14 protein-coding genes and 3 tRNA genes are annotated in these 11564 nt (G+C 40.0%); 5 read left to right on the forward strand and 12 right to left on the reverse strand.

Annotation, left to right across the window (positions count from 1 at the left end; all coding sequences use genetic code 11):
* Positions 1–48 precede the first annotated feature (48 nt).
* Positions 49–891, forward strand: coding sequence for an AraC family transcriptional regulator (locus tag QE404_RS10975; protein WP_307450414.1), 843 nt, complete (start codon positions 49–51; stop codon positions 889–891).
* A gap of 38 nt (positions 892–929) precedes the next feature.
* On the opposite strand, the gene lipA is transcribed toward QE404_RS10975, so the two are convergent.
* Together lipA and QE404_RS10985 are read right to left on the reverse strand one after the other, a co-directional pair.
* Positions 930–1796: a lipoyl synthase gene (lipA, locus tag QE404_RS10980; protein ID WP_307450416.1), complete on the reverse strand. Its 867-nt coding sequence runs from the start codon at positions 1794–1796 to the stop codon at positions 930–932.
* Between the two features lie 125 nt (positions 1797–1921).
* Positions 1922–2482: an RNA polymerase sigma factor gene (locus QE404_RS10985; RefSeq protein ID WP_307450418.1), complete on the reverse strand. Its 561-nt coding sequence runs from the start codon at positions 2480–2482 to the stop codon at positions 1922–1924.
* 158 nt (positions 2483–2640) lie between these two features.
* Here QE404_RS10985 and tyrS point away from each other — a divergent pair, with 158 nt between their 5' ends.
* Positions 2641–3936, forward strand: coding sequence for a tyrosine--tRNA ligase (gene tyrS, locus QE404_RS10990; RefSeq protein ID WP_307450419.1), 1296 nt, complete (start codon positions 2641–2643; stop codon positions 3934–3936).
* 107 nt (positions 3937–4043) lie between these two features.
* Here the strand turns inward: tyrS and QE404_RS10995 are convergent, their stop codons facing one another.
* Positions 4044–4478: a hypothetical protein gene (locus QE404_RS10995; protein ID WP_307450421.1), complete on the reverse strand. Its 435-nt coding sequence runs from the start codon at positions 4476–4478 to the stop codon at positions 4044–4046.
* Positions 4479–4729: 251 nt separating this feature from the next.
* On the opposite strand from QE404_RS10995, the gene QE404_RS11000 reads away from it, so the two are divergent.
* On the forward strand, positions 4730–5368 hold the full coding sequence (locus QE404_RS11000) for an alpha/beta hydrolase (RefSeq protein ID WP_307450422.1): 639 nt from the start codon (positions 4730–4732) through the stop codon (positions 5366–5368).
* A gap of 127 nt (positions 5369–5495) precedes the next feature.
* Complete coding sequence (locus QE404_RS11005; protein WP_307450424.1) at positions 5496–6020, forward strand: hypothetical protein; 525 nt, start codon at positions 5496–5498, stop codon at positions 6018–6020.
* Here QE404_RS11005 and QE404_RS11010 read toward each other — a convergent pair.
* Entirely contained in the window at positions 6017–7066 is a 1050-nt protein-coding gene (locus tag QE404_RS11010; protein ID WP_307453894.1) for a L,D-transpeptidase, read from the reverse strand. The genes QE404_RS11005 and QE404_RS11010 overlap by 4 nt on opposite strands.
* 256 nt (positions 7067–7322) lie before the next feature.
* Positions 7323–7739 carry a DUF2000 domain-containing protein gene (locus QE404_RS11015; RefSeq protein WP_307450428.1) on the reverse strand — a complete coding sequence of 139 codons (417 nt, stop codon included), beginning with the start codon at positions 7737–7739 and terminating at the stop codon, positions 7323–7325.
* 173 nt (positions 7740–7912) lie between these two features.
* On the opposite strand from QE404_RS11015, the gene QE404_RS11020 reads away from it, so the two are divergent.
* A complete protein-coding gene (locus QE404_RS11020) occupies positions 7913–8380 on the forward strand; it encodes an Lrp/AsnC family transcriptional regulator (RefSeq protein WP_307450431.1) in 468 nt (155 codons plus the stop codon).
* Positions 8381–8483: 103 nt separating this feature from the next.
* Here the strand turns inward: QE404_RS11020 and QE404_RS11025 are convergent.
* The 7 genes from QE404_RS11025 to QE404_RS11055 all read right to left on the reverse strand — a co-directional run bounded on the left by QE404_RS11025 (position 8484) and on the right by QE404_RS11055 (position 11563).
* Positions 8484–8557, reverse strand: a tRNA-Asp gene (locus QE404_RS11025).
* A gap of 33 nt (positions 8558–8590) precedes the next feature.
* A tRNA-Asp gene (locus QE404_RS11030) sits at positions 8591–8664 on the reverse strand.
* 34 nt (positions 8665–8698) lie between these two features.
* A tRNA-Asp gene (locus QE404_RS11035) sits at positions 8699–8772 on the reverse strand.
* Positions 8773–8904: 132 nt separating this feature from the next.
* Positions 8905–9222: a thioredoxin gene (gene trxA, locus QE404_RS11040; RefSeq protein WP_294243630.1), complete on the reverse strand. Its 318-nt coding sequence runs from the start codon at positions 9220–9222 to the stop codon at positions 8905–8907.
* Between the two features lie 86 nt (positions 9223–9308).
* Positions 9309–10484, reverse strand: coding sequence for a cysteine desulfurase family protein (locus QE404_RS11045; protein ID WP_307450433.1), 1176 nt, complete (start codon positions 10482–10484; stop codon positions 9309–9311).
* A gap of 1 nt (position 10485) precedes the next feature.
* A complete protein-coding gene (locus QE404_RS11050; protein WP_307450435.1) occupies positions 10486–10953 on the reverse strand; it encodes a hypothetical protein in 468 nt (155 codons plus the stop codon).
* 22 nt (positions 10954–10975) lie between these two features.
* Positions 10976–11563 carry an HAD family hydrolase gene (locus tag QE404_RS11055; protein WP_307450437.1) on the reverse strand — a complete coding sequence of 196 codons (588 nt, stop codon included), beginning with the start codon at positions 11561–11563 and terminating at the stop codon, positions 10976–10978.
* Position 11564: the final 1 nt, after the last annotated feature.

An 11564-nucleotide genomic window follows, 5' to 3' on the forward strand; every position in this document is an offset into this window, starting at 1 on the left:
TAATCTTTTATTTTAAATTTAACCTAATAAAACATCAAAAGAGAGCCAATGAAGATCCAAAAGGAAATCATAGATTTTGAAGAAGGTAAATCCTTTAAACTATTCTCACCATCTCTTAAGAACTGTTTTTACTGGCATTACCATCCTGAAACCGAACTGGTGTATGTGGAAGCTTCCAATGGAATCCGACACGTAGGAAAAGATATTTCAAAGTTTACCGATCACGACCTCCTGCTGATAGGCTCCAATGTTCCGCATCTTAACTTTGATTATGGCATCCAGACAGAATGCCGGCAGCTGGTGCTCCAGATGCAGGAAGAATTTACCCAAAACCTGACCGCTATGGCAGAGTTCAGTGCGGTAAAGGAACTCTTGGACCGGTCATGCCTTGGACTTTCTTTTTTTGGAGCCACCAAAGAAACCGTGGTTCAGAAATTGCGCATTATGGAATCCCAGAACCCTTTTGAAGCCGTGATGAGCCTGATTGAAATATTGCAGATCCTCGCTCATTCCGAAGAGGTTAAAGTGCTTAACCAGGAAGATACCCGGGTACAGTGGTTTATGAATGACAAGATCCGGATGGGAACGATTTACCATTATATTGATGAGCATTATGACAAAAAACCTGATGTTAATGAAATTGCCAGGATTATTGGCCTCAGCACGCCTGCATTCTGCCGGTATTTCAAAAAACAGACGGATATGACCTTTACCGGTTTTGTTAATAATTACAGAATCAACCAGGCTAAAATCTCGCTCCTGAAAGGCAACTCTGTTACGGAAGCTTGTTTCCAGGCAGGTTTTGAAAGCCTTTCATATTTCAATAAACTATTTAAGCAGCATATGGAGCAGACTCCTTCAGAATTCAGGAAAGAACATATGAGACGATAACTCAATAGAAAAACGCTCCGTTGAGGAGCGTTTTATTTTTAATGGATATGTTTTTCTGCATGGTAAGAACTCCTTACCAAAGGAGAACTCTCCACATGCCTGAATCCTAAACTTCTTGCAAAATCACCGAATTCATCAAATTCTTCCGGAGTAATGAATTTCTTTACCGGCAGGTGTTTTTTGGTAGGCTGAAGGTATTGCCCAAGTGTAATAACGTCTACATCAGCATTTCTGATGTCTTCAATGGTCTGGAATACCTCATCACGGGTTTCTCCTAAACCAAGCATCACCCCGGTTTTAGTCCTTCTCTGCCCGGCTTCCTTCAGGTAACGCAATACATCAAGGCTTCTCTCATATTTAGCCTGAATCCTTACTTCCCTGGTCAGCCTTTTTACCGTTTCCATATTGTGCGAAATAACTTCCGGTGCTACGCCTACCAGCCGGTCCAGGTGTTTGGTAATACCCTGGAAATCCGGGATCAGTGTTTCCATCGTTGTTCCCGGTGAAATCCTCCTGACTGCATTAACGGTTTCTGCCCAAAGGATAGAACCCATGTCTTTAAGGTCGTCACGATCTACGGAAGTAAGCACAGCATGTTTGATCTTCATTAACTTGATTGAACGGGCCACTTTTTCAGGCTCATCCCAGTTAACATCCATCGGCTTGCCGGTTTTCACTCCACAGAATCCACAGCTCCGGGTACAGATATTCCCCAAGATCATAAATGTTGCGGTTCCTTCTCCCCAGCATTCCCCCATATTAGGGCAGCTTCCGCTTTGGCAAATGGTGTTGAGTTTATATTTATCAACCAAAGTTCTGAGTTCTCTGTAATTTTTTCCGGTAGGAAGTTTTACGCGAATCCATTTTGGTTTTTGTACGGTAGTATCTTGAACTGAATTTTCCATCTCTAGAATTGAAGGTCAAAGTTAAGCATTTTTTTATCGAAAGCATCAAAGAGGCCTATTGATGAAACAGATAATTTCATTTTTCAGGCTGGTATCATATTGTAAGAAATGAGGTAATTATGACACTAGGAATCTTCAAACTCATTATTTTTCAGCAGTTCGGCGAGGACTTTCTTTGCACGCATGACCCTTACTTTGGTATTGGCAACTGAAATCCCCAGTTCATCAGCAATTTCTTTAATGCTTTTTTCCTCAAAAAAACGGAGCCTGATAATGTCCTGGTAATTCGCATCCAGAGATTCAATGGTCTTGATTATTTTTTTCTGCTCTTCATCTGAGATCATCAGCTCCTCGGGGGATTTGGCATACTGATTCCTGACTTCTTCAAGATTCTCTGTCGGACCCTGATTGTCGCGGCTCTTTTTCCGCCAGAAATCAATGACGGTATTCTGGGCAATGGTAAGTATCCAGGTCTTGAACTGGAAATGAGGATCAAACATATCCAGCTTGGAAAGGACTTTAGAAAAAACATTCACCGTAATTTCATCTGCATCGTTTTCATCCTTCACCTTTTTCATGACAAAAGAAAAAACATCTACCCAGAAGATATTAATCAGCTTCGTCTGGGCTTTCTGGTCTTTCTCTTTTGCTTTGCGGATCAGCAGGAATAGTTGTTCGTCATTCATTATAAACAAATATAGTTTAATTACCAGAAAGTGCAAAGAGTCTACCAGCCTTCAGGCATTCTTATGTAATAGTGTAATTTATGCCTTTCCTGCATGCGCTTCAGTGCGGTACCGCCGAATTTATTATCTTTGCCCAGTAAAATTTTAAAGAAAATACAATGAACTCCTTTATTGAAGAACTGAAATGGCGTGGTCTTTTTGCCGACATGATGCCCGGAACCGATGAGCAACTGAATAAAGAAGTCACTACCGCGTATATCGGCTTTGATCCTACCGCCGATTCTTTACATATCGGAAGCCTTATTCAGATTAAAATTTTAGCCCACTTCCAGCAGCACGGCCACAAGCCTGTAGCATTGGTAGGCGGTGCAACCGGGATGATCGGGGATCCTTCCGGGAAATCTTCCGAAAGAAATCTTCTGGACGAAGAAACACTGCTGCATTATGTAGACTGCCTGAAAAAACAGCTTTCAAGATTTCTGGATTTTGAAGGGAGCGGACCGAACAAAGCAGAGCTGGTGAACAACTACGATTGGATGAAGAACATCTCCTTCCTTGATTTTGCCAAAAATGTAGGTAAAAACATTACCGTAAATTACATGATGGCAAAAGATTCTGTGAAGAAACGTTTTTCCGGAGAGAGCGGTGCAGACGGAATGAGCTTTACGGAGTTTACTTACCAGCTTATCCAGGGGTATGATTTCCTTCATCTGTATCAGAATAACCAGGTAAAACTTCAGATGGGCGGTTCAGATCAATGGGGAAACATCACTACCGGAACAGAACTGATCAGAAGGAAAGCACAGGGAGAAGCCTTTGCACTCACTGTTCCTTTAATTACCAAAGCAGACGGCTCCAAGTTCGGAAAGTCTGAAAGCGGTGAAAATTACTGGCTGGATAAAAAGAAAACTTCACCGTACAGGTTCTACCAGTTTTGGCTTAATGCTACTGATGAAGATGCTGAACGGTTTATTAAATTTTATACTTTTTTAAATAAAGAAGAAATTGAATCATTGGTCGAAGATCATAAGACAGCTCCTCATGAAAGAAAACTTCAGAAAAAGCTTGCTGAAGAAGTTACAGTATGGGTTCATGGCAGGGAAGAATATGAAAAGGCATTAAAAGCTTCTGAAATTCTTTTCGGGCGTTCTACCGCCGAAGATCTCATAAACCTGGATGAGGAAACCTTTCTGGATGTTTTTGACGGAGTGCCCCAGAAAGAAGTAGTAAAGGCTGATGTACTGGGCATACCTGTCATTGATCTTCTTTCAGAAAAATCAGGATTTCTAAAATCTAAGAGTGAAGCCCAACGTGAAATCAAGGGTAATGCAATTTCCGTTAACAAACAAAAGATCGATGATACGTTTTTAGCCGGCGAACATGATCTTATTGACAATAAATTCCTGTTACTGCAAAAAGGGAAGAAAAACTATTTTATCATCAAAGCAATATAATCAGTTCTGCGCGGCTTCTCCGAAGCCACGCAGAAACTTTCATACAAAACAAAAGACCGCACTCATGCGGTCTTTAATATTTTATTCTTTCTTTTATAATCTGATTTTTACAGTTCCAGGAAACTGTAAGCAACAGCTGCATTTTTAGTTCCTGATCCTGTTACGGTATCACTTTTCGCTACTTCACTGTCTACCCAGATGGTCACAATAAGCTTGGAATCTGCATTCGGAAGAACTGCGTTGGCAGCAAGGTTCAGCTGAGACTGGCTTGAATTCACAAATATATCGCCACTGCTCCAGGTAGTACCGGTAGGATCAAAAATAGTATTCTGGCTTGTCCCCACCTGCGTTACCACAGTTTTGAAAGTCCCAGTTCCACTACCTGTACCGTTCACTATTTTTGATTCAAACTTTACAAGATGGTCCGTAAATTCATCTTCTTTATCATCTTTACATGAATGCATTACAGAAACTACAGAAAATAAGACGGCGAACAGGAAAGAAAGTCTGAGTAAACTTTTTGATTTGTAAAATTGCTTCATTTCTCCAAATAGATTTTTTAATGTTCCAAATATAGCTTTTTTATCAATATAAAAATACGTTTTATGAAAATATTCCAATAAAGATTTCCTATTAATATTAAATCAATAAAAATATCCATCCCCTCTATCGTACAAAAATTTTCAGATAAAACGCTTCATTTACAAAGAGTTAAAAATAAATCCAAACAGTGATCAAGAGTGGTTCTTGTAGTTATATCTGGGTAATCCGATTATTATTTATCTTTGCTCCTATGAATTTAGATTATCTGATCAGAGAGCCGGAGCTGCTTACCCAGGACACCCCTGTCCTATTTATGCTGCACGGATATGGAAGTAATGAACAGGACCTTTTCAGCTTCAGGGAAACCTTACCTGCAGACTGGCTTATTGTAAGTTTCAGGGCTCCCCATGCCACCCAGTTTGAAGGGTATTCATGGTATGATATCAACTTTAATAACCCTGATGAATTTGTCAACGTAGCGCAGGCCAAAGAATCTTTAAACGCTGTGCTGGAAAGTATCCTTAAAGTCGTTAATGATTATGGACTCACCAGCTCAAAAACACATTTATGCGGTTTCAGCCAGGGAGGAATCCTGTGTTATGCACTGGCATTGCATTATCCTGAAATGTTCAGCCATGTTGCCTGCCTTAGCAGCTATCCTGAAGAGAAACTTCTTGAACATATTGTTAAAGATAAGAAAAAGCTCGAACGGCTTCGTTTCTTTGTTTCACATGGGACAGATGATGCTGTCATCCCGCTGGAATGGGGACGCAAGGCGGCAGACCTGCTGTATGATCTCGGCTGTTACTTTACGTTCAGGGAATATATGAGCGGCCACGGGGTCAACCAGAAAAATTATATGGACCTGATGGATTTCTTTTCAAAATAAGACGGGCAAACTTAAAATACAAAAAACATTCTCAGAGACGGGAATGTTTTTTGTTATACTAATTCAAGTGCATTCGTAAGGCGAGCTGCACGTATGCCATAAGTATCCTTTACCAACAGAAATCATCATGAAGACTGAAGAAACAACCATAGACAGAATAAGGACCCGTCCCAGATTCAAAATGTTTACCGATCTGGATAAAGAAGAGTATTCAGAGAACCTGAAAAAATACCTTGGCGAGCATAAAGACGAGTTTTCGGGCAATATCAATCAAGAGGTAGCTACCATTTGTGTTGAAACCGAATATGACCATTACTGGAAACCTAACCTGGCACTAAGAATTGAACAGGAAGATGACAAAACGGTGATCCGGGGGATCTTTGGTCCCAGCCATTCAGTCTGGACATTTTTTATGTTCCTCTATTTTTTCTTTTCCGTTCTCTGGATGACTTTTTTTTCCATGTACTATGTAGAAAAACAGATCAACAGCCACGAGTATCCATGGGCATTATCCGCTTCCTTCGTTATGTTGTTCTGCATTGGATTAACTTATGCCGCAGCTAAGTTCGGACAATACAAAGGAAGAGAAGAAATGAAAAAACTGAGAAGATTTGCCGAAGAATCCACTCTTCCTTTTGAAACCAATGCTTAATCAGCCGGTTGCCGAACCGTATCAGCAGCTTCTCTGTTTGCCGATACTTCTGCTCTGGCTGCTTTGATGGAGTCCGCTACTTTTTCCCTGTTATCCTGTTCTTTCAGGATCTTTTCAATATTGGGTTCTATCATTTTGGTCATTTGTTCCACAGAGATATTGTTGGCATTGGGATCATCCAAGAGTTTTCTCCATGGTTTTCTTTTCCCCCATGGATAGTCCCCGTACACCATCACTGCTGTTCCTTTGGCTTTTGTTGTGGCACCGCCAGGATTCAAGATCCAAGTATCCGCATAAGAATAGAGCCATTGGGCATCTTTCATCAGTAATCTCAGGCATGAATGCGAAGCAGGATACCCCGGAAGGTCATACTGGTGCCATCCGATACCGCCCATATTGAAGATATTAAAGTTATAAGGCAGTTTCCATTCGCTTTTCACGGTAGAGATGGCCAGTTTCTTTTTCCAGTTGGCAAATGTAAGCCCACGCGTCGTCTGAGCGGATTTTTTACCCATACTTGTCGGGCCCCATTTTACAAGGCTTCCGTTGGAATATACACCATAAGCCTGAATAGGATAAGAAAAGACGATGAATTTCTTCACATTACTAAGGACATCAAGCTGCATAGGAAATGGTGAATATGCCATCAATGTGGTATCTATCTCTTTCGGTACCACAAGCGTATCAGCATTCCACTTGTTCTTGGAATCAAGACGGTTCAGGGCTAAAATAGCGTACCGCTCTTTTTCTGTATATTTCTTACTGAATACGGCAAACATAGAATCCTTCAGCTTTTTACTTTTTGGAAGCACAAAGGCATTATAAAAACCGTTCTCCTGCATTGCCGGCGGCATAGACTCTTTTTCTATTACTGAATCTTTTTTTACAACCGCTGAGTCTTTTTTATCCTCATAATCCTGCGTAACAGAGGAAGAGGTATCCTGTACGGCATCTTTAATTTTTTCTACCTCTTTTTTACATGAAACAAGCATAACCATCATACACAGGGCTGATAGTGATATTTTTTTTACAGATATGTTTTTCATAGCTACGATAAGACGAAATATTTTTCGCTACATATTACAAATATCAGACCTAAATGCCAATATAAAAAGTGCTATTGAAAATATCGTAATAACGCCCGCTGCCAATTGATAATTACGAGTTATTGTTATCATTAAAATACTGTGAATTACAATTTCCCAAGGCTGAAAAAAACAAAGATTTCTAAAGATCATAGCTTTAATAATCAATCACTTATTCAGCTGTATATCTTAAGAGAACATGCCCTGATCTTATATATTACCTGATCAGGCTTAAATTTCCGGTGGCTTTGTTTATTATTTTTTTATCACCATACAGGGCTATGCCAATATAACGAATATGGTTTTCATCTGCCATAAGCATTGTGCTTTCGTAATGATCATAGGTTTTGGATTGCTGGGCAATATCAGAAAAATCTACCACTACCATGTCCTCAATAGGAAGCGACAAGATGTTTTTTCGGATTTCTTTTATTTTATCAGCTGTAGCGCCCAGTATCGGAATGGGGATCTGTGTTATCCCCGGATGCTTCTCTCCCTGTCTGTCGTAGACATCATGTCCTATAATATTTTCCGTGCATTTGCCCAGTGTAATGGAAAGAACACTTGCAGTATTGGCAATAATTCCAGTAGGTTGTGTATGATCAATGATCAGCACACATTTTTTTATATTCATTTCTGGTTTTATATGATCCATATTGATAATTTATATTTTTGTAAATTTACTATTATCAGTCTTTTATACTACAAGTGATAATAAAATCAGGAAATATTCCTAATTTAAAGTGAGATTTGATCCAAAAATCCTAAATTAAAATTTAACATATATCAAAAACAGGAAAATATACCATGGCAAAACTGGACAAAACCGATGCGGGGCTATTGAATGCCCTACAGAACAATGCAAAACTGAACATCAAAGAACTGTCAGACCTGCTGCATATATCAAAAACGCCTATCTACGAACGTATAAAACGTCTTGAAAATGAAGGTTACATCAAAAGGTATGTTGCTTTACTGGATAACAAGAAAGTGGGATTGCCACTAATTGCTTTCTGCAATGTATCATTGGCAGTGCATGATGATGAACATATCAGGCGTTTTCAGGAGGAAATCAAAAATATTGAAGAAATAGTGGAATGCTATTCCACCGGTGGGATGTATGATTTTTTGATCAAGGTTATACTCAAAGACCTTGACCACTATAATATCTTTGCATTTCAAAAACTGACAAAGGTTCAGGGGATTGTTAAGATGCAGAGCTCATTTGTACTGGATGAAATAAAGAATGTAACAGCATTGAATATTCCCTATTAATCATGTAATGATTAAGCATAGAATGATTTTTCCGCGACTACATAAAAAAAGTGCTGTAAAATCTATGTTTTACAGCACGTATACTATTGTAATCGAATAGTTGCGATCCGGACGGGACTCGAACCCGCGACCTCCGCCGTGACAGGGCGGCATTCTAACCAGCTGAACTACCGGATCAATTTTTTTTAAAAGAAATTGACAAAACTTCTGCGATCCGGACGGGACTCGAACCCGCGACCTCCGCCGTGACAGGGCGGCATTCTAACCAGCTGAACTACCGGATCAATTTTGTTTTAAAAGTAAATTGAAAAACTTTTGCGATCCGGACGGGACTCGAACCCGCGACCTCCGCCGTGACAGGGCGGCATTCTAACCAGCTGAACTACCGGATCATTGTTGTTGAAAATAAGAACGTCGTTTCTTTTTTGTGATTGCAAAATTACATCTTTTTTCATTCCCTGCAAATTATTTCACAAAAAAAAGCCTTCCAAAAGCGGAAGGCGTTCATTATCAAACTTATTTTTTTATAAGTGTGCGCTTAGTTTTTCAGCGATTACTTCTTTAGGAGCTACGCCTACAAGCTTATCCACTACTTCTCCGTTTTTAAAGATCAGTACTGTAGGAATATTTCTGATCCCATACTGCATGGAAATTTCCTGGTTGTTGTCCACATCCACTTTTCCTACTACAGCTTTCCCGTCAAAATCTGTTGCCACTTCTTCAATGATTGGTCCCAGAGTTCTGCACGGTCCACACCATACTGCCCAAAAATCAACCAATACCGGTTTATCAGATTTTAAAACTGTTTCCTGAAATGAGCTATCTGTAATTTCTAAAGCCATTTTTTTATTTTTATTTAAATTAATATTAGATCAGATTAAGATGGTCTTAATTGCAGAATCAAAATTACGATTTTTAAGAAATAAGACTATCTATGTTCAACATTTGTTTTTTCTATAACGAAATTTTCTGAGATTTCTTTTAAGGCAGTAGTGAGTGAATCAATATCAGCTTTAGTCGTCAGATGGCTGAATGAGATTCTTAATGGCGTACACGCATCCATCTCATCTTCCGTTAAAACCATCATCATCACCATGGATGGTTTTGAAGCACCTGAGGAGCATGCACTTCCCTGGGAAATCGCAATACCTTTCATATCGAGCTGCAGACCGATAAGCGGGTTTTTATAGGGCAATAATGCGCTTAAAACCGTATACAGGCTATTATTTTTTTCAGAACTCCTACCGTTAAATTTAATTCCCGGTATTGCTGCGCTTAGTTTTTCAATCGCATAATCCTTTATAGCTTGCATATGGTCTTTATAGTCGTTCATATGCGTAAGGGAAAGCTCCAATGCTTTGCCCAGCCCTACGATTCCTGCTACATTTTCTGTCCCCGCTCTGAGGCTTCTTTCCTGAGGTCCTCCGGTAATGATACCTTTTAAGCCGGTTGCTTTTCTGATGAAGGCAAAACCAATGCCTTTCGGCCCGTGAAATTTATGGGCGCTGCATGATGCAAAATCTACCATGATCTCAGAAAAATCCAGGTTCATATGAGCCATTGTCTGTACCGTATCTGAATGGAACAGGGCATTATACTGTCTGCATAATTCTGCTACTCTCTTAATATCCGTAAGGTTTCCGATTTCATTATTGGCATGCATCAGGCTTACCAGGGTCTTTTTATCAGAGCCTTTCAGTAATTCTTCAAGCCTGCCCAGGTCAATATCCCCTTTCTCATCGGGACGGATATAATTTACCTCTACTCCTTTCCTGTTTTTCATATCCAGGATGCTTTCAGAAACACATTTGTGTTCCAGAGGAGAGCTGATGATCCTTTCAACGCCCAGGTGCTCCACACTGGACTTAATGATCATATTGTTGGATTCTGTCCCGCAGGAAGTGAAGATAATTTCCGCAGGGGTTACATGAAGATAATCTGCAATCTGCCTTCTTACATTTTCGATGAGGATTTTAGCCTCCTGCCCGAAGCTGTGGGTTGAAGACGGATTCCCGAAATTCATTTTCATGGTATCTACCATGGCATCGATAACTTCTTCTGAAAGAGGCGTAGTTGCAGCGTTATCTAAATATATTTTATTCATTTTACTTTGAATATTTTAATTCTACGGAGTTAAACTGATATCCTGAAGGAACGGCAAAGATAAACCAGGGATGGGAAATCACCTGGATTTCCATTCCGCCGGATTCTTTTTGAGGCACCTCCACATAAAGTACCTTGTACCGTATAGAAATACTTTTGACCTGTGTTACGGTATGATCTCCGGAATTGAACGTCCCAAGATTATACAGAACAACTGTTTTGTCCTTTGGAAATGCGGGGATCTTGCTTGCCACATCAGTTCCCGCTTCAACAATTCCAAACTGGCTTTTACGGATTACTGACTGGAATTCCTGTTCATTTTTCAGAATGGTAAATCCCGGCCTTCCCGTGCCTCCCTGTGATTCTGATACGATGATCTGCGCATTGTCCTGCATTGGCGAAGTTTTATCTGAAGGCATACCGGAACAGCTGATGACCGTTCCTAAACCTATGGCAAACAGTTTTTTCATAACCCATTTTTATCATTCAAAATTAGTGAAAAAATTGGTAATGACCTTCATTTGCCCACCTGAGCATGTATTTATCTCCGGAAGTATCTCCGAAAGCGATAATTTTATCAAATTTAGCATCATGAATTACTTCCTGAATCCTTACCAGCTTCTCTTTACCATTGCAGTTTTTGCCGATAAAATTCCCGGTAAACACACCGTTCCGGAATTCCGCTTTGGTAGCAATAAGCTGCATTTGCAGGGCTTCCGCAAAGGGTTTTGCCCATATGTCCAGTGAAGCTGTAACCAGAAGGCTCCTTGTACTTTCCCGATCCATATTGTGGATAAAGTCCAGCGCATTTTCCCTTACGATTTTAGGATAGTGCTGCTCAAAGAACTGCTGTGCTTTTTTTTCAATCTTTTCCTGGGTCTGGCCTTTAAGGATGGAACCGATAAAGCTTTTTTTCACTTTTTCAGTTTCTGCCAGCTTTAATTTAAGCAGGATAAAAAGGGGCACATGCCTCAGAAACTGCATCCTGAACCTGGCAGGATCATAGAATCTGAGATACATGAACATTGTATCTTTATAGGTAATGGTTCCGTCAAAATCAAAGCAATATAATTTTTTCATG

It is taken from the genome of Chryseobacterium camelliae (assembly GCF_030818575.1).
Lineage (GTDB): Bacteria > Bacteroidota > Bacteroidia > Flavobacteriales > Weeksellaceae > Chryseobacterium > Chryseobacterium camelliae_A.